This window comes from Oceanobacillus sp. FSL W7-1304 (assembly GCF_037969805.1).
Taxonomy (GTDB): Bacteria; Bacillota; Bacilli; order Bacillales; family Amphibacillaceae; genus Oceanobacillus; species Oceanobacillus profundus.
The window spans coordinates 2,689,202-2,708,806 of record NZ_CP150211.1; the positions used below are offsets into that span (position 1 = coordinate 2,689,202).

At 38.1% G+C, this 19,605-nt stretch carries 15 protein-coding genes, 2 tRNA genes and 1 other annotated feature; of the genes, 4 read left to right on the forward strand and 13 right to left on the reverse strand.

What is annotated here, in order from left to right:
- Window positions 1–135: 135 nt before the first annotated feature.
- The gene (locus tag NYE61_RS13690; RefSeq protein ID WP_303449995.1) at window positions 136–1,362 is read right to left on the reverse strand and encodes a dicarboxylate/amino acid:cation symporter; all 1,227 of its coding nucleotides are present in this window, start codon (window positions 1,360–1,362) and stop codon (window positions 136–138) included.
- A 102-nt stretch (window positions 1,363–1,464) separates the two neighbouring features.
- Window positions 1,465–1,540: transfer RNA gene (locus tag NYE61_RS13695), tRNA-Arg, on the reverse strand.
- A 141-nt stretch (window positions 1,541–1,681) separates the two neighbouring features.
- On the opposite strand from NYE61_RS13695, the gene NYE61_RS13700 reads away from it, so the two are divergent.
- Both NYE61_RS13700 and NYE61_RS13705 read left to right on the forward strand, forming a co-directional pair.
- On the forward strand, window positions 1,682–2,317 hold the full coding sequence (locus NYE61_RS13700; RefSeq protein WP_095313963.1) for a deoxynucleoside kinase: 636 nt from the start codon (window positions 1,682–1,684) through the stop codon (window positions 2,315–2,317).
- Window positions 2,318–2,336: 19 nt separating this feature from the next.
- Window positions 2,337–3,020 carry a deoxynucleoside kinase gene (locus NYE61_RS13705; protein ID WP_251659705.1) on the forward strand — a complete coding sequence of 228 codons (684 nt, stop codon included), beginning with the start codon at window positions 2,337–2,339 and terminating at the stop codon, window positions 3,018–3,020.
- 33 nt (window positions 3,021–3,053) lie between these two features.
- Here the strand turns inward: NYE61_RS13705 and NYE61_RS13710 are convergent, their stop codons facing one another.
- Window positions 3,054–3,338, reverse strand: coding sequence for a TIGR04104 family putative zinc finger protein (locus NYE61_RS13710; RefSeq protein WP_118889303.1), 285 nt, complete (start codon window positions 3,336–3,338; stop codon window positions 3,054–3,056).
- 14 nt (window positions 3,339–3,352) lie between these two features.
- Window positions 3,353–4,165 carry a pyrroline-5-carboxylate reductase gene (proC, locus tag NYE61_RS13715; protein ID WP_095313969.1) on the reverse strand — a complete coding sequence of 271 codons (813 nt, stop codon included), beginning with the start codon at window positions 4,163–4,165 and terminating at the stop codon, window positions 3,353–3,355.
- Between the two features lie 363 nt (window positions 4,166–4,528).
- On the opposite strand from proC, the gene NYE61_RS13720 reads away from it, so the two are divergent.
- A complete protein-coding gene (locus NYE61_RS13720; RefSeq protein ID WP_303449984.1) occupies window positions 4,529–5,263 on the forward strand; it encodes a GTP pyrophosphokinase family protein in 735 nt (244 codons plus the stop codon).
- A gap of 66 nt (window positions 5,264–5,329) precedes the next feature.
- On the opposite strand, the gene NYE61_RS13725 is transcribed toward NYE61_RS13720, so the two are convergent.
- The 4 genes from NYE61_RS13725 to guaB all read right to left on the reverse strand — a co-directional run bounded on the left by NYE61_RS13725 (window position 5,330) and on the right by guaB (window position 10,308).
- Window positions 5,330–5,422, reverse strand: a tRNA-Ser gene (locus NYE61_RS13725).
- A gap of 252 nt (window positions 5,423–5,674) precedes the next feature.
- Window positions 5,675–6,949, reverse strand: coding sequence for a serine--tRNA ligase (gene serS / locus NYE61_RS13730; protein ID WP_095313972.1), 1,275 nt, complete (start codon window positions 6,947–6,949; stop codon window positions 5,675–5,677).
- A 70-nt stretch (window positions 6,950–7,019) separates the two neighbouring features.
- Window positions 7,020–7,244: a binding site (T-box leader), on the reverse strand.
- Window positions 7,245–7,329: 85 nt separating this feature from the next.
- The gene (locus tag NYE61_RS13735) at window positions 7,330–8,664 is read right to left on the reverse strand and encodes a serine hydrolase (protein ID WP_303449979.1); all 1,335 of its coding nucleotides are present in this window, start codon (window positions 8,662–8,664) and stop codon (window positions 7,330–7,332) included.
- 171 nt (window positions 8,665–8,835) lie between these two features.
- Complete coding sequence (guaB, locus tag NYE61_RS13740; RefSeq protein WP_095313975.1) at window positions 8,836–10,308, reverse strand: IMP dehydrogenase; 1,473 nt, start codon at window positions 10,306–10,308, stop codon at window positions 8,836–8,838.
- 361 nt (window positions 10,309–10,669) lie between these two features.
- Between guaB and NYE61_RS13745 the strand changes: the two genes are divergently transcribed.
- Window positions 10,670–11,629 carry a YaaC family protein gene (locus NYE61_RS13745; protein WP_095313977.1) on the forward strand — a complete coding sequence of 320 codons (960 nt, stop codon included), beginning with the start codon at window positions 10,670–10,672 and terminating at the stop codon, window positions 11,627–11,629.
- Window positions 11,630–11,656: 27 nt separating this feature from the next.
- Here the strand turns inward: NYE61_RS13745 and NYE61_RS13750 are convergent, their stop codons facing one another.
- The 5 genes from NYE61_RS13750 to recF form a co-directional block, all read right to left on the reverse strand.
- Window positions 11,657–12,763 carry an HD-GYP domain-containing protein gene (locus tag NYE61_RS13750; RefSeq protein WP_303449973.1) on the reverse strand — a complete coding sequence of 369 codons (1,107 nt, stop codon included), beginning with the start codon at window positions 12,761–12,763 and terminating at the stop codon, window positions 11,657–11,659.
- A gap of 208 nt (window positions 12,764–12,971) precedes the next feature.
- The gene (gene gyrA, locus NYE61_RS13755; RefSeq protein ID WP_251659712.1) at window positions 12,972–15,488 is read right to left on the reverse strand and encodes a DNA gyrase subunit A; all 2,517 of its coding nucleotides are present in this window, start codon (window positions 15,486–15,488) and stop codon (window positions 12,972–12,974) included.
- 497 nt (window positions 15,489–15,985) lie between these two features.
- On the reverse strand, window positions 15,986–17,911 hold the full coding sequence (gene gyrB, locus NYE61_RS13760; RefSeq protein WP_095313981.1) for a DNA topoisomerase (ATP-hydrolyzing) subunit B: 1,926 nt from the start codon (window positions 17,909–17,911) through the stop codon (window positions 15,986–15,988).
- Window positions 17,912–18,166: 255 nt separating this feature from the next.
- A complete protein-coding gene (locus NYE61_RS13765) occupies window positions 18,167–18,448 on the reverse strand; it encodes an extracellular matrix/biofilm biosynthesis regulator RemA family protein (RefSeq protein WP_095313983.1) in 282 nt (93 codons plus the stop codon).
- Window positions 18,449–18,476: 28 nt separating this feature from the next.
- Entirely contained in the window at window positions 18,477–19,589 is a 1,113-nt protein-coding gene (recF, locus tag NYE61_RS13770; protein WP_339315729.1) for a DNA replication/repair protein RecF, read from the reverse strand.
- Between the last annotated feature and the right edge of the window lie 16 nt (window positions 19,590–19,605).

Below are 19,605 nucleotides of genomic sequence, written 5' to 3' on the forward strand. Positions count from 1 at the left end.
ATTTTAAAGTAATTCATCTCAATTACTATTATTCAAAATATTACTTAAATTTGGATATATCTTTAAACCCAAAGAAAATCACGTTTTTTGCAACTAATAGCAATCCAACGTGATCATTAACATTCTTATTTTAATTTAAGCTTTTGCAGCCTTTTCTTCCTTACGTCTTTCCTTTTCAGAAATAATAAAAGCACATGCTGCATCCCCTGTAATATTTAAAGACGTACGTAACATATCAAGGATACGGTCAATACCGATAATCAATGCAATACCTTCCACAGGTAAACCTACTTGACCTAATACCATCGCCAGCATAATCATACCGACACCAGGTACACCTGCTGTCCCAATACTTGCTAATGTTGCTGTTAGGACAACTAGAAGCAAATCTGTTGGACTTAACGGAAGTGCATATACTTGGGAAATGAACACGGTAGCTACAGCTTGCATAATCGCTGTTCCATCCATATTGATTGTTGCACCTAATGGTTGAACAAAGCTACTAATCTCTTTTTTCACGCCAAGATTTTCTTGCGCAGCTTTCATTGAAATTGGTAGTGTTGCGTTTGAACTCGACGTACTAAATCCAACAGACATTGCAGGGAAGAAACCCTTATAAAATTTAAGCGGATTTGCTTTGCCAAGCCACCAGATTGCTAGACTGTATACAACTGCTCCATGAACAATCAAGCTAAGCACAACGGTTATCATATACATTGCCATTGAGCCAATTGCATCTAACCCTGCGTCACCAATCGCAGAAGCAACTAACGCAAATGCTCCGTACGGTGCAGTCTTCATAACTAACATAACTAACCAATTTAATATTTCATTTGCTTGTTCAAATAAACGATGAATTCCTGCTGTCTTTTCCCCAAGGAAAGCTAATGCAACCCCTATGAAAATAGCGAATGCTATAATTTGCAGCATATCCCCAGTCGCCATTGATGCGATTGGATTCTCTGGAATAATATTAATAATCGTTTCCATAATTGGTGGTGCTTCTGTTGCTTCATAGGATTGATCCGTGTTAAATACTCCCTCTTTTCCGGGTTGGAGGATATATCCAAGTCCAATACCAATGATTAGTGCACATGCTGTTGTAATTAGAAAAAAGGTAATCGTATAGATTCCAATTTTACCTAATTTTGATGGGTCCCCTAATCCTGCTGTTCCTAATGTGATAGAAACAAATACTAGTGGAACAACAAGCATCATAATTAAATTCAGAAAAATCTGACCAACAGGACCTAATAAATAAGTATCTAGCATTGAAAACGCCTTATCAGGGACAAAGGTTAAAATAATTCCCGCAAATACCCCTAATGCGAGGGCAATCATAATTTTTTTTGTTAAACTCATATAAATGTCCTCTCTGTTATTAGATTTTTTTATTTTGACTGTATGCTGGACGTTTGAACAGAATGCGGAAGAGAAATTACTTTGAGATGCAATATTTGGCAGTGGCGGCCCCGGCAGGATTCGAACCTGCGACACACGGTTTAGGAAACCGATGCTCTATCCCCTGAGCTACGGAGCCTAAAATTTTTAGGACAAGATAAAATACATTATACAAAATTTTTGTCGAATTGGAAAGCGGCATTATTTTCACATGGAAGATAGCCATATTCTATGGTAAAATAAATTCTGTCTATGAAAGCAATGAATGGAGGAAATAATAATGGCTGAAGTGCCTTTCATTGCAATTGAAGGACCGATTGGCATTGGTAAAACATCGCTCGCTAAAAAACTATCCAATCACTTTAATTATCACTTGTTAAAAGAAATTGTGGAAGAAAATCCTTTTCTTGGCAAATTTTACGATGATATCGATGAGTGGAGTTTTCAAACCGAGATGTTTTTTTTATGCAATCGATTCAAGCAATTGGAAGATATCGATAAGAAATATCTTAGAGCAAACAAAGCTGTAATAGCTGATTATCATATATCAAAAAACATGATTTTTGCAAAACGTACATTGCAAGAGGATAAATTGGAGAAATACGAAAAAATATACCAAATCCTAACAACCGATATGCCCACTCCAAATATGCTCATCTATTTAAATGCTAGTCTCGATACAATTTTGGATCGAATCAGAAGGCGCGGCAGAAATATTGAGCAAAATATAAAAGCTTCTTATCTTGCACAGCTAAGAAACGATTACGAGGACTATATGAATGCTTTTGAACAATTACATCCTGACATTCCCGTCATCCGAATAAATGGCGATACGACCGATTTTGTTCAGTATCAAAAGGATTTAGATTGCATTATTGAAAAAGTAACGAACCATTTGCATTTGCGGGTGGAATGAAAATGAAGGGGAACCAATAATGAACTTAAGAGAAAAATACCACATTCCAAACGACAGTGTGATTACAATTGCAGGTACGGTTGGAGTTGGTAAATCAACCATGACAAGAGCCTTAGCACAGGCTTTAGACTTTAAAACATCTTTTGAAAAGGTGGACACAAATCCATATCTAGAAAAATTTTATGATGACTTCGAACGATGGAGCTTCCATCTGCAGGTCTACTTCCTGGCAGAACGCTTTAAAGAGCAAAAGAAAATTTTCGAATATGGCGGCGGCTTTGTCCAGGACCGTTCCATTTATGAGGATACTGGAATTTTTGCCAAAATGCATTTTGATAAAGGTACTATGTCACCAACTGATTATGAAACCTATACCAATTTATTTGATGCAATGGTAATGACACCATATTTCCCGCATCCAGACCTACTCATATACTTGGAAGGCTCCTTTGACGAGATTATAAGCAGAATCCAAGAACGCGGTCGGGATATGGAAAAGAGTACGCCAATTAGCTACTGGGAGGAAATGTATAATCGCTATACGAATTGGATTGATAACTTTAATGCATGTCCAATTTTGCGTATTAACATTTCGGACTATGACTTAATGCAGGAAGAAAACCCAATCGAACAAATTTTAGAGAAGGTTGGACGCTCACTTCAGCATTCCAGACGATATACACGAAGAGAATTAGCGAGATGATAAAAAAGGATGACCATAACGGTGCATCCTTTTTTAATCTGCTTTTCTTACATTCGTCCGGAAAGGGTAAAGCAAAAAATGAATCAGAATGAGAATAAGCGAGATTCCGATTAGCCATCCCAAGGGGAGGTTTAGAAATGCCCCGATAATAATTAATGCTGGCGCAATCATCAAGGCTAGGAAACTATTACTTGCGCCTGAATCATAATAATTTTCTTTTCCACAATGTGGACAACTCATTTTAATTCGAAACAGATTCCTTAATGTTGTTAAATAACTCCATTGTTTCTTACAATATGCACATGCTGGTGTCTCCATCTATTTCACTTCCTTTACTTTTCACCTAATTGAATTGACCGATCACGTGCTTGTCGGATACATGAAAAAATCATTTCTTCAAAGTTATGACGATCTAAATCGGCAATACCAGCCTCTGTTGTTCCTCCTGGACTTGTAATGTTTTTCCGCAGCACTGCTGGTGTTTCACCAGATTGCTTTAGCATGTTTCCAGCACCAATGACCGTTTGGGTAATGAGATCCTTAGCAGTTTGCCTGTCGAGGCCAAATTCCATTGCAGCTTTTTCCATCGCTTCTACAAAATAATAAATAAAGGCTGGACCACTGCCAGAAACAGCTGTAATCGCATGCATATCCTTTTCATCGACAAGCTTCGTCATACCTACAGTTTGAAATAATTGATCCGTTTGTAAGAGATGCTCCGTTTCGACATATTTCCCTGCCGAAAGTGCTGTCGCAGAATGTCCAATGAGAGCGGATGTGTTTGGCATTGTACGTACAACTGGAATTTGTATGTCCAGAAGTTGCTCCATTTTTTCAGTCGATAACCCAGCAATGGTCGAAATAATTAATTGCTTTTCATTCAAATAAGGTTTTATCGACGCAATCGATTCCACTGCATCCTTTGGCTTACTAGCCAAAATAATAATATCAGCATTCCTGAAGACTTTTTCTTTATCTGAAGAGCATTGAACGTGATAGCAATTTTCAATGTATATTAGTCGTTCTCGATTACTTTTATTGGTTACATATATATTTTCTTTTGCTACAACTTCGGATTTAATAATACCAGATAGGATCGCCTCTGCGAGGGATCCAGCTCCTAAAAATGCAATTCTTTTATCCATGTGACAACCTCCTAAGAAATTAAAAAAACTGATTCTGCATCCTTAACAAAGGACGGAATCAGTTTCCGCGGTACCACCTAATTTGGCAATCATGCCCATCTCTAAATTGATAACACAGTTTCCTGCGGTTAGTTTATCGCTAACGACTCCTAGGTAGGTTCATACACGCTATTTCGCAGGGATCTTCCAGCTTATAAATCCCTTTCTCTTTCCGATAGTCATTGTATTACTGGCCTATTCTCCGTCTCAAATCATTTAATTGCTATGACTATAAGCTCTTATCCTTATTTTGTCAAGAAATTATCTGAATGACACCGTATTTGATATAATAAGTTTATCAATAAAGGTGAAAGGAATCAAAGCATGAATCAATTACAGCAATTAAAACAGGTCCGTAATGAACTTACACGCTTCATGATAACTTATAAATTTGGTCTAGATGAAATGAATACAAAATTGAATATACTAAAAGAGGAGTTTCAACATATACATTCTTATAATCCTATTGAACATATCAAATCACGAATAAAATCTCCAGAAAGCATTCTCAAAAAAGTGTATCGTAAAAATTTAGATATATCGATGGATGCAATTCGCGAAAATATTAAAGATATTGTGGGAATTCGTATCGTATGTTCCTTTATTTCCGATATTTATAAGGTAAGTGAAATGATTCAAAACCAACAGGATATTACGGTTGTAGAAGTAAAAGACTATATAAAACATCCTAAATCGAATGGATATAAGAGCCTGCATCTTATTTTATCGATTCCAGTATTTATGTCAGATCGAACCGAACAGGTTTATATCGAAATTCAAATCCGATCGGTTGCCATGGATTTCTGGGCAAGCTTAGAGCATAAAATCTACTATAAATATAATGGGGAAGTTCCCCAGCAGTTAATCATGGAATTAACGGAAGCAGCAAATGTAGCAAATAAACTGGATTCTAAAATGGAGAAACTAAATAATGAAGTGAACAATATCAAAAGCCAAGCAGCAGAGAATGAAGATATTCATTTTTTACAATTAAATGAGGAGGATAAGGTTCATCTCCCATTAAATTTCTTACAATCCTTCCTTGATAGGGAAAAGTAATATGAAAAAACCGCTGAAAAACAGCGGTTTTCTTTATCTCCAATTATTATACGCTTGATTTCAAAATGGAGGAGGTAGAGGGATTCGAACCCCCGCGCGGTTTGACCCGCCTGTCGGTTTTCAAGACCGATCCCTTCAGCCAGACTTGGGTATACCTCCATAACGATTAGAAAACTGAGCATTCTTTAAAGGGATTCTTAGAAGGCGTTCTTTGCTTTCTAAGAAAAACTTATACTCTGGAATGCAAGCTTTTAAGTGAATGCTTTTGTTGCTTATACAAATAAAAAAGTTCTATACTTGCTTATTTGCCAAGAAATAATATATCATGCTCAAAAATGAATGTCAAATTTTTGGCCATTCCATGCTAAATAAGAGAACACGGAGGTATGAATAACCTCCGCACAAGTCCCATTACTTCATTACTTCTTTTCCACCCATATACGGTCGTAATACCTCTGGGATAACAACAGATCCATCTGCTTGCTGGTAGTTTTCCAAAATAGCTGCTACTGTACGTCCGATTGCAAGTCCAGAACCATTTAACGTATGCACATATTCTGGTTTCCCGTTCGCCTCCCTGCGGAAACGTATACCAGCCCGACGTGCTTGGAAGTCTTCGAAGTTAGAGCAAGAAGAAATCTCACGGTATGTTTCCTGGCTTGGAATCCATACTTCAATATCATATTTTTTAGCTGCGGTAAATCCTAGGTCAGCTGTACACATGCTCATTACACGATATGGTAAGTTTAATAGCTGCAATACTTTTTCTGCATTTCCTGTTAATGTTTCCAATGCTTCATAGGAATCTTCCGGCTTCACAAAATTAACAAGCTCAACTTTGTTAAATTGATGCTGACGAATTAATCCACGTGTGTCTCGCCCAGCAGATCCTGCTTCAGAACGGAAATTCGTGCTAAATGCAACATATTTTTTCGGTAGATTATCTGCTGATAAAATCTCATCACGATGGTAATTTGTTACGGGCACTTCTGCAGTAGGAATCATGAAATAATCCCAATCCTCCAGTTTAAATGCATCCTCTTCAAATTTTGGAAGCTGACCAGTCCCTGTCATGCTAGCGCGATTTACAATTTGTGGAGGTAGCATCTCTATATAACCATGCTCATCTGCATGGAGATCCATCATGAAGTTTAATAATGCACGTTCTAATCTCGCACCAAGGCCTTTATAGAAAACAAAACGGCTCCCTGTTACTTTAGCTGCGCGTTCAAAATCGATAATATCAAGATTCGTTGCAATGTCCCAATGAGCCTGCACTTCAAAGTCAAATGCCGGAACAGTACCCCAATCGCGAACTTCCACATTATCGTCTTCATCTTCTCCAACTGGAACAGATTCATGCGGGATATTCGGAATGGATAGCATAATATGCTGTAGCTCTTCCTCGATACCCTTCAAGTCTTTATCGAGTAAAGCAATTTGATCACCTAGCTCGCGCATTTCTTTAATCGCAGGATCTGCATCCTTCTTTTCTCTTTTCAAAGCAGATATTTCTTTCGTTGCTTCATTGCGCTTTGCCTTTAAAGCCTCTGTTTCTGCAATTAATCCGCGACGTTTTTCGTCTAAAGAACCGAACTTATCTAAATCAGATAAATCCTCTCCACGATGGGCAAGCCTTTTTTGTACCTCTTCAAAGTTATTTCTTAAATACTTCATGTCTAACATAATGATTCCTCCTTTAAGCATTATATAAATTGTTAAATCCTTTAAAAATCAAAAAACTCCCGTCCCTAAATATAGGGACGAGAGTAAGTTTCCCGCGTTGCCACCCTTGTTGAAGATACTATCTTCCGGCTCATCGTTCATAACGGCTCTTCACCGGGTTTACTTACTTTGGATTCTAAATCCTTTCCGTAAACCTGTTCAAGGATGGATTCACAGCAATCTAACACCGATTCTCACCAGCCATCGGCTCTCTTAAGAAAGACATGCTATTACTACTTCCTATCAATACATTTTAATTGATTGTCATTATAATTATTGCTATCATATGCAATTTTAATTCAAAATGCAAGTTTTTCTGGAAAAATTGATTTTGTTGTTAACTAAAAAAGTCCTTTAATCCAATCAACGGCAGCTGTAAATATATTTGCAAAGAAATCACCGATAGATCCGAGTGTAAGCATGAACCAGTTTGATTTTTCTACTGCTTCATCTGTTACAAGGTCAATTTGGCTAGTTGAATCATCAAAAATATAACCATAATCAACATCCCCATCATAAACAAGCTCTGCTGTTCCGACTACTTCGCCTTTTTCAATTGGTGCTACTAATTCACCGTCTTCATTTAATTTATCCTCATCAATATGATATTCAATACTGTACAATTCTGCTTCATCTGCTTGAATTGGAATACGTACTGCTTCACTTAATGAAACGTTAACTTCATCTTGTTTTCCTTTTGCTACAGGAACTGTGCCTTGATCCTCAGACTGGTAACCAGCAGGGAAAAGCTCCTCAGATTGGAATTTCGAATAGCCATGATCCAGTAATTGAGCTGTTTCTACGAAGCGCTCTGTATCACTACTCGTTCTCATAACAACCGTAATTAATCGATTACCGTCTCGAATTGCAGTACCTGTGAAGCTGTGGCCTGCCAAATTTGTAAAGCCTGTTTTTAAGCCATCTACACCTTCATAGAAAAACTGTCCTAAATTTTCACCTTCATGTGGAAGCATATAATTCCAGTTGCGGATGGTTTGTCCATCAAATTCAGTCACTGGAATTTTAGCAACATCGAGTGCACCTGGATAATCATTCACAAGGTGATAACCAAGCTGTGCAGCAGATCGTGCTGACAATAGGTTCGTCCCATTTGGGTCTGTTCCTTCTGGGTGATTACCATCTAGGTCTTCATTGTCCAATCCTGTTGAATTTACAAATTCAGCTTCAGATAGCCCTAACTCTTCCGCTTTTTGATTCATTAACTTAACAAATTCGCCCTCTGTACCAGAAATTAATTCCGCTAAAGCAATCGTTGTGGCATTATCTGAATTAATCGCCATTGCTTCATATAATTTTTCAACTGTATAATCCTGTTGTTGTTTCAATCCAACACCCGAAAACACCGTATTGGCAGAAATACTGTAAGCATAATCACTAATCTGCGTAGTTGTATCCCACGAGATTTGACCATTTTCGACAGCTTCCCATACGATATATTCCGTCATCATTTTCGTCATACTTGCCGGTGGAAGCGCAACATCAGGGTTTTTTGCGTATAAAACCTTTCCTGTTTCTGCATCGACTAGAATTGCCGATTCAGCACCTATATCCAATGACTCTGCAGCGTTTGCAGTAAGTGGCTCTGTTATAAACAATTGTATTAGTACAAGCATCGCAAGTACTAATGGAAAAATCTTCTTCATGCTGTGTTTCAACTTTCTGTACCTCCAACCTGCGGTATAACCTTTTTAATTTTGCCATTCTCTCTTTTGAATAAGCTATCTGTTATTTTACCACATAAAAATATAAAAAAATAGATGCTAGAGATACCAAGCATCTATTTTTTATTCATTGCTATTATAAAAGGCAGTTCAAATTATAGAGCCTTAATTGACTGAATAATTTGGTGCTTCTTTTGTAATTTGTACATCATGCGGATGGCTCTCACGTAATCCAGCACCTGTTATACGTATAAACTGTGCATCATTTCGCAATGCATCAATTGTTCCTGTTCCACAATATCCCATACCAGATCGTAATCCGCCTATTAACTGGTGGAACGTATCTGCAAGTGCACCTTTATAAGCAACTCTTCCTTCAATACCTTCTGGAACAAGCTTTTTATTGTCTGAATCACTCTGGAAATAACGATCCTTCGAGCCTGCTTTCATTGCGCCAACAGAACCCATTCCGCGGTATACTTTATATTTTCTGCCTTGATAGATTTCTGTTTCTCCAGGGCTTTCCGTTGTCCCTGCAAACATACTGCCAATCATGACTGCATGTGCTCCAGCAGCCAATGCTTTCACAATATCTCCAGAATATTTAATTCCACCATCGGCAATGACTGGAACACCGTATTCTGCGGCTGCTACAGCACAATCATGTACTGCTGTAATCTGTGGTACTCCGACACCAGCTACAACTCGAGTTGTACAAATTGATCCAGGTCCAATTCCAACTTTTACAACAGATGCACCTGCTTCAATCAACGCTTTTGTTCCTTCAGCAGTAGCAACGTTACCTGCAATAATGTCTAAATCAGGAAATGCCGCTCTTACTGCTTGTAGTTGATCGAGCACGCCTTTTGAATGCCCATGAGCAGTATCAATCACAATCGCATCGACACCTGCTTCGACAAGCTTTTCAATTCGAAGCATCGCATCTCCCGTTACACCAACTGCAGCTGCTACAAGTAAACGACCTTGCTCATCTTTAGCTGAATTCGGGAACTCAATAACCTTCTCAATATCTTTAATTGTGATTAAACCTTTTAAAATGTTGTTTTCATCCACAAGTGGGAGCTTTTCAATTTTATATTTTTGGAGAAGTTTTTCAGCTTCCTCCAATGTTGTCCCAACTGAAGCTGTAACAAGGTTTTCACTTGTCATCACTTCCGAAATAGCAATTGAATAATCCTGAATGAAGCGCAAATCACGATTTGTTAAAATGCCTACAAGCTTCTGTTCTTCAATATTGTTCACAATTGGTACACCAGAAATGCGGTATTTGCCCATTAAGTGCTCTGCATCATATACCTGATGGTCAGGTGTAAGGAAGAATGGGTTCGTAATAACACCACTTTCAGAACGTTTAACACGGTCTACCTGCTCAGCTTGTTCCTCCATCGACATATTTTTATGAATGACACCGAATCCTCCTTGGCGTGCCATTGCAATTGCCATTTCTGCTTCTGTAACAGTATCCATACCAGCACTAATAAATGGAGATTTTAACTTCAAATTGGATGTAAGCTGTGTACTAAGATCAACGGTATTAGGCAAAACCTCTGATTTTCCTGGTATTAATAATACATCATCAAATGTTAAACCTTCTTTTGCAAACTTATCTTCTCTCATTTTTAATTCCTCCTTATGAAGTTTATGTATGGTGTAACTATCTATCGTTCAAACTATATAGAGGATGTCCCAAAAGTCCGGTAAAAATGACACATCGAGAGTGATAGACCTTCGACGCCCAGGGCGTTCTAATGTCGGTGTTGCGACAAGGATTTTCGGCGGGGCGAGTAATCGCAGCCCCAGGACGTTGCAACTTTAGCCGACCTCGGTTCTTTTTATCCTTCTTCTGAGCACACATTTATATATACGAATATCTATTTTTATATACATTACTCTAATACGCTTGGTTTTTCAACAAAGTTCGATTAGAAACAAAAAATAAATAGATTCAAAATTTTATAATAGTTAAGAGGTCATAATTATGATAACAGTCGATGAATTTTATACGTATTTAAACGCACAACAACATGCCCAAAGCTTTTTATATCAATGCTATTTAGGAATGGAGGATGCAGAAGCAAAAAGCTATCAAAATTACAGCACTTTCATGTATTTGCTCGATCATAGCCAGCGTTTTTATGAAAATGGTAAAAAATCCGATGAACTTGTTCAGCCTGTTTTATATTTTTACGGTATGGTGCATTTATTAAAAGCATATCTTCTAACGAAACGTCCGGACTATCCAGAATCAACCTCGCTGCTCGCTCATGGCGTAACTGCAAGGAAACGAAAGAAAAAGTTCTATACATTTACAGATGATGAAGTAAAAGTACAACAGCATGGCATGTTCCCTTATTTCTCGGAGCATTTGTACGCCACTAAAAGAATCCCTTTTGAAAAAATTCGCATGGAAACGCTTTTTAGCTTACTACCCGAAATGAGTAATTTTTTCGCTTTACAGAAGCAGGAGAAACTAACTGTCATTGGCTCAGCAAACTCGGTTCATCTACAATTCCCAACCAAATTATTTGATAACTATCATTTAACAGAAAAGGCATTTATAGCACGCATACAAAACTATCTTCCAGCTATTAAGGAGATTAAATCTGGAAAATTAATGCTTGATATAGAACTTGAAGATTACGTTGATTTTTCGAATGGTCCTTTTTTCAAGCATATGGATAATAATCAGCTCTATTTTCCAGCAAACCGGGATTCCTTTCTTCCTATTTCAGAAGTAATGATTCATTATTTGTTGCTTTTTAATCTTAGTATGCTCTGTCGCTACGAGTCAGAATGGTGGGGTGACTTATTTGTATCCAAGGCGGATATGGATTACCCTTTAATCCACCATTTTCTACAAGTTACTGCACAAAAAATCCCAAGGCAAATTGGTAGTGAGATGCTAGCAATGAAAACGACGTTTGACAGCCTAACATAGCCTACATATACGAATAGGGAGCTATAGCTAGCTCCCTATTATTTCTTCAATATAAAGTTCGGGCATTTGATCCAATGAGATAATCGCTTCATCTGGTTCGATACGAATCATTGGCTTTGTCGGTTTTGTCGTTTCTATAAAAACAATTTCCCCATGTTTTCCATTCGAGAGGATTATCTTCTTTCCAATCAAAAAATGAACGAAATTGTCGATGAATACGTTTACTACCTGCGCATCGAATTTCATATATCTATCCTTTTCGATTGTTTTTATTGCATGAAATAAACTTTGTGCCTTTGCATAGATACGATTACTTATTATCGCGAAATATGTATCACTTACTGCGATAATTTTAGCAAATACATGGATTTTTTCATTCGTAATACCAAGCGGATAACCACTTCCATCTAGACGTTCATGATGCTGGAGTACACCTAATTTTACTGCCGCTGTGATTATTGGTAAATGCTCAATCATTCGATACGAATACGTAGGGTGATTTTTAATAGCTTTCCATTCATCTTCTGTTAACGTTCCCTTTTTGTTCAGGATAGAATCATCCACTTTTACCAATCCACAATTACTAAGTAATCCTGCTATTCCACTTTGAAGCCATTCACCTTTCGAAAGCCCCATTTTCCTACCGATAAATGCTGAAAGAAGGGAAACTGCAACACTATGGAAATACATATAATCCTCCTGGGCACTATATGTATGAAGCCTATATATTTTTTCGGCCTCTATTGTTTCTGTACATTCCAATAGTGGTATGATCAATTTACGAACAACTGAGATATCAATTGGCATCCCATTTTGCCATTTTTGAAACTGTTGTTTATATGCAGCCACCACATTTAGATAACTCTCAGCAAATGGAAGACTTTTTTCGTTATCAATTGAATTTTGCTTCTTCATATGCTGTTTTTCCTTTGGCTGAACAGGTTTTCCTAAAAAGGAATCACCGTTAGACAAGGTAGATGATACATCTACCGATTCAACAAGGAATTTTTCAAGAATTGTAATATGTTCTTCTTTTAATATGGTATTTTTTAGGATGATTGGACGATTTGTCTTGCCTCTTACTTCCTTAAGTAATACACATCCTGGAATTAGACTTGAAGGTTTTACTCGCATATCGGTTTCCCCCATTTTCTCAGATAGAAGGTAATACTTCATTCCATTAAGATTCTCTTCCTTCGCATAGACTGTTAGCAGCACAAGGTTAAAAGAATCAGTTTTTTTATTTCCCCAGCATAGAGGGGATTCCAGTTCGTATCATATGTATAAAGAAGATGACTCAGGATGTACACTACTTTCTGAGTCATCTATAGATAGATTCCAATTATTCTTCGTTCGTATCTGTCTCTGTGCTTTCTTTTTCTGAAGTTGTATCTTGTACAACTTCTTCTTCTTCTGCTGTTTCCTCTTCTTCCCTATCTACCTTAGCAACCGTTGCTACTTCTTCTCCATCCTGTAATCGAATTAAATGGACACCTTTTGTACTTCGTCCAGTTGTTGAAATCTCTGCTACTGGAATTCGAATTAATACGCCTGCTATGGTAATCAACATGAGATCCTCTTCACCTGTCACATCTTTTACAGCTACAACATGACCAGTCTTCTCATCGAGTTTACATGTGAAAACACCTTTACCCCCGCGGTTAATTTGACGATATTCCGCTTCTGGTGTTTGTTTACCAAAACCTTTACTTGTGACATGGAGAATTTTTGAATCAGGCTCAATGATCTCCATGGATACGACTTCATCATCTTCTCGTAACGAAATACCTTTAACACCTGCTGCAGTTCGTCCCATTTCTCGAATTTGTGTCTCTTCGAATCGGATCAGATAACCATTTTTCGTTGCAATCATCATATCCTTATTGCCATCGGTTAATCGAACGGAGATTAGCTCGTCTTCTTCACGAAGTCCAACTGCAATTAAGCCACCTTTACGGATATTTGCAAATTTGGCCAGGGAAGTACGTTTAGCAATTCCATGTTTCGTTGTAAAGAATAGGAACGCATCCTCTTCATAGCTATTTACAGAGATAACTGCATTGACCCATTCCCCTTTTTCAACCTGAAGCAGATTGATGATTGGAATTCCTTTTGCTGTCCGATTGAACTCTGGAATCTCATACCCTTTTGCACGATATACCTTTCCTTTATTGGTAAAGAAAAGCACCGTATCATGTGTGGATGTCGATACAAGATGTTCTACAAAATCATCCTCATTCGTTCCCATTCCTTGAATTCCTCGACCACCGCGTCTTTGTGTTCGGTAGGTAGATGCAGGTAAACGCTTGATATACCCTTGATGTGTAAGGGTTATAACAATGTTTTCTACTGGAATTAAGTCTTCGTCCTCGAAGAATCCAGCTCCACCAGCTACAATATCCGTACGACGATCATCATTAAAACGTTCCTTAATTTCAGTAAGCTCTTCGCGAATAATTTCAAGTACTTTTTCTTCATCCGCTAAAATTGCTTTTAACTCATTAATCAGTTTTTGCAATTCACTGTATTCTTCTTCAATCTTCTCACGCTCTAAACCTGTTAAACGCTGCAGGCGCATATCAAGAATAGCTTGAGCTTGCTTTTCTGAAAGCTTGAAACGTTCCATTAAACCAACTCTTGCAATGTCTGCAGTTTTAGAGTTACGGATTAAGGAAATTACTTCGTCTAAATGGTCTAATGCGATGCGTAAACCTTCTAAAATATGTGCACGCGCTTCTGCTTTTCTTAATTCAAAAGCAGTACGACGTGTAATAATTACTTTTTGATGCTCTAAATAATGCTCTAGACACTGTTTAATAGTTAATACTTTCGGCTGGCCATCTACTAATGCAAGCATATTAATTCCAAATGTTGTCTGTAGTGACGTATGTTTATACAAATTATTTAAAACAACATTGCCATTCGCATCACGGCGAAGCTCCATCACAATGCGCATACCATTTCGGTCAGACTCGTCACGTAAATCTGTAATTCCTTCAATCCGCTTATCCCGAACGAGTTCTGCAATTTTCTCAATCAGTCTTGCTTTATTAACCTGATAAGGTAATTCTGTTACAATAATTGTTTCTTTTCCATTTGAACTTTCTTCGATATTCACTTTCGCACGAATTGTAACCGAACCTTTTCCAGTTTCATATGCTTTTCGGATTCCGCTGCGACCTAATATTTGGCCGGCAGTAGGAAAGTCTGGACCATGGATATAGTCTTCCATCAATTCATCTACCGTGATATCCGGATCTTTACTCACTGCAAGTACAGCATCAATTGTTTCTCCCAAGTTATGTGGCGGAATATTGGTTGCCATCCCAACCGCAATCCCTGATGTACCATTGACGAGTAGATTAGGGAAACGTGCTGGGAATACAACAGGCTCCCGTTCAGATCCATCGTAGTTATCCTGATAATCAATTGTATCTTTATTGATATCACGCAATAACTCCATCGAGATTTTTGACATTCTCGCTTCGGTATAACGCATTGCAGCTGCTGAGTCTCCATCAACCGATCCAAAGTTTCCATGACCATCTACAAGCATATAACGATAGCTGAAATCTTGTGCCATCCGAACCATTGTCTCATAAACTGCTGAGTCTCCGTGTGGATGATACTTACCGATAACTTCACCAACAATACGTGCTGATTTCTTATGCGCCTTATCAGAATGCATCCCTAAGTCATTCATCGCATACAAAATTCTCCGATGAACTGGTTTCATTCCATCACGTACATCTGGTAATGCACGCGACACGATAACACTCATTGCGTAGTCAAGAAAAGATGTACGCATTTCCTTACTAATATTAATCTCTTGAACATTTGGACGTTTTTCCTCTGCCATTCCTTCTTTACCTCCTATCACTATTTAACATCAATAGTGATTACCTTCGAAAAATAACTACTCTACTTTATTTATCCAGTCCCGTTGCTTGTCATTATCTGGGCAAGCCCGCTTCACTTTTCACTGTCTAGCTGCACGTGGGCTAGCGACTACAGTCATTGTCAATGGACACTTCGAGCGCTAAAACCATGCGCTCTACGGTCCCATGTCACTGCCTTACGTCGCTGGGCAAGCCCGCTTCACTTTTCGCTGTCTAGCTGCACGTGGGCTAGCGACTACAGTCATTGTCAATGGACACTTCGAGCGCTAAAACCATGCGCTCTACGGTCCCATGTCACTGCCTTACGTCGCTGGGCAAGCCCGCTTCACTTTTCGCTGTCTAGCTATGGCTCCTAGAAACTACGGTCATAAGCAATTCACACTTCAAGCACTAAAACCATGTGCTTTTCGGTGCCTTGCTAGCCTTTCATTTCTAAACAGTCGCCTTCGCTTTCCGTTTAAATATCCAGGTTTTTAACGTATTGGGCATTTTCTTCGATAAAGACCCTTCTTGGTTCAACTTTATCTCCCATAAGCATGTCGAAAACTTGGTCTGCGTCGATTGCATCGGATAATTCAACTTGAAGCAGTGTGCGTTTTTCCGGATCCATTGTTGTATCCCATAGTTGCTCTGCATTCATCTCACCAAGACCTTTATACCGCTGAATACCTGGTTTTGGTGCCTTTGGTATTTCTTCTAAGATACGGTCTAATTCTTTATCATTGTAAGCATAGTATTGTGTTTTCCCTTGTTTCACTTGATATAATGGAGGCTGTGCAATATAAATATATCCATGTTCAATTAATGGACGCATATAACGATAGAAAAACGTTAATAATAATGTTCGTATATGTGCTCCGTCAACATCTGCATCTGTCATAATGACTACTTTATGGTACCTTGCTTTCGTAATATCGAAATCTTCGGAGATACCAGTACCAAGGGCAGTAATCATAGCACGTACTTCATTATTGGATAAAATACGGTCAAGTCGAGCTTTCTCGACATTCAAAATCTTACCACGCAATGGAAGAATAGCTTGAAAATGACGGTCCCTACCGGATTTCGCTGAACCACCGGCAGAGTCTCCCTCAACAATATAAAGCTCACTAATTGATGCATCCCTAGACGAACAATCTGCTAGTTTTCCAGGTAAACTGGAAACGTCCAAAGCACCTTTTCTTCGTGTCAATTCACGCGCCTTTTTTGCTGCTAAACGTGCACGTGAAGCCATTAATCCTTTATCGACAATTATTTTGGCAATTGTCGGGTTTTCATATAAGAATTTTGAGAATGACTCACTGAATATAGAATCTGTAATAGCACGTACTTCACTATTTCCTAGCTTTGTCTTCGTCTGCCCTTCAAATTGAGGGTCTGGATGTTTTACAGAAACAATTGCTGTCATCCCTTCACGGACATCATCTCCAGAAAGGTTTGTGTCATTTTCTTTGATCAGGTTACTTTTTCTTGCGTAATCATTAATCACACGAGTCAAACCACTACGGAACCCAACTTCATGCGTCCCGCCTTCATACGTATGAATATTATTCGCAAAGGAATATAAATTGCTCGCAAACCCATCGTTGTACTGAATGGAAACCTCGATAGCAATTCCTTCTTCTTCTCCTTCAGCATAGAATGGTTCGTGAAGTACCTCTTTATTTTTATTAATAAATTCAACGTAAGAGCTGATTCCGCCTTCGTAAAAGTACGATTTCGGCTCGCTATCTGTTCGCTTGTCTTCAACAGTTATCGTTAACCCTTTATTTAAAAATGCCAACTCGCGGAGACGTTGTTCTAATGTTTCCAGGTTATATTCAGTCGTTTCAGTAAAAATTTCCGGATCTGGTGTAAAATGCGTAATTGTACCAGTAATATCGGTTTCGCCAACTACTTCAATTTCCCCAATTGGAACACCTTTTTCAAAGCCTAAAAAGTGGATTTTATTATCGCGATGAACATGCACCTCTAAACCTTTAGATAGAGCGTTCACAACAGAAGCACCTACACCATGTAATCCACCGGAAACTTTATAGCCTCCGCCACCAAATTTACCACCGGCATGCAAAACGGTCATAATAACTTCTAATGCTGGTCTTCCTGTTTTTTTCTGGATATCAACTGGAATCCCGCGCCCGTTATCTTTTACTGTAATACTATTATCCTTTTCAACGATGACCTGAATATGATCACAATATCCAGCCAGTGCTTCATCAATACTATTATCAACAATCTCCCATACAAGATGGTGCAAACCTTTCTCACTCGTAGATCCGATGTACATTCCAGGTCGTTTGCGTACGGCCTCCAGACCTTCTAGTACCTGTATTTGGTCAGCATCATATGCTTGGTTATCTGTTATTTTGTCTTCCATTGACATTTTCTCACACTCATTTCTATTGAAGTACACGTAATACGGTAAAAAATCATCTATAATTAGCAGTGAATTTAGATACACTGTTGGTTGTTACTATTAGGAAACTGTACAATTTGAATGCTGCGGATAAATAAAGTACCGAAGCAGCGACTAGCGATACATGCTTCACAAGAGGCTTAATCACATGCATATTTATACTTATAGTGAAAATATGCATCTGCTCTATACATTGTAAAACAGGGGGTTCTTCTTTTGTGCCTATGGGACAATTTCATCCGAATAATCGTCTAATTTATTTATCGCCCGAATCATGCTCGATCTTTTCTTTAACGTAGAAACCGATAAAGAACTGTAATAAATTGTATTCTTCGTAATCATGACTGATTTAGCGTTCTTTTTCGGACCAATTATCTGTTTCTTCTGATGTGCTGTAGCCATCATCTCATCCATAATCGTAGATGATGACACCAAATTATAATCAATAATAGCAACAATATCTTCCGATTGAATTACATTGCTATCCCCAATATGAATAAACACGGTACCACACTCCACCTCTGATTTCAGATTAGTTGTCCACACTTCCGTCTATTACACGAAACAGCTCTGCTTGTTTTAATGTATCATGATGAATTCCATCCACACTTGTTGTTGAAACGAAGGTTTGAACACGCCCTTGAATGGTATTTAATAAATGCGATTGTCTGTAATCATCTAATTCACTTAAAACATCATCCAAAAGCAGAATTGGATATTCTCCGATTTCACCGTTAATGAGTTCAATTTCAGCTAATTTAATGGATAGTGCAGTTGTCCGTTGCTGCCCTTGGGAACCATAAGTCTGAACATCCTTTCCATTTACATAAAAAATCAAATCATCTCGATGTGGTCCAATTAATGTTGTACCGCGTTCAACTTCTTTTTCTTGTACTTCTTTAAATTTATCTCGATAGATAGTACCTATTTTTTCCATGTTTGCATCTTCTGATACTTCTATTGTAGCACTGTAGCGAATTTCAAGGTTTTCCAGCTCTCGGCTTATTCCATGATGGATTGGCTTAGCCCACTTACGTAATAAATCCATGAAAACAAAACGTCGTTCTAATAATGTGGAGGCATGTTCAATCAGCTGCTCTGATAATACCTCTAACATTGTAAAATCAGTCGTACGTTTTTTCTGCATTTGTTTTAATAAATGATTGCGCTGTTTCAGTATTTTTTGATACTGTCCCAAATGATAAATATATCTCGGCTGTATTTGACCAAGCTCCATATCGATAAAACGTCTACGTGTTTGGGGCGGCCCCTTAACAAGCGTTAGATCCTCTGGGGCAAACATCACAACATTCATTGCCCCAATGTAATCACTTAAGCGTTTTTGCTCGAGCCGATTTAATTTAGCTTTTTTTCCTTTGGAAGAAATAATGATTTCAAGGGGAATGGAATGATTACGCTTTGTTATTCTACCTTCTATTTTAGCATATTCTTTGTCCCACCCGATAAGCTCTTTCTCACGTGGGGTTCGATGTGATTTAGTAAAGGCCATTACATAGATTGCTTCCATCAAGTTCGTTTTCCCTTGTGCATTTTCACCAATAATGACGTTCACTTTATCATCAAAAGAGATATCCAATTTTTCGTAATTACGGTAATTTGTTAATTGAAGCTGTTCAATGTGCATGCAAATTAATCCTCTT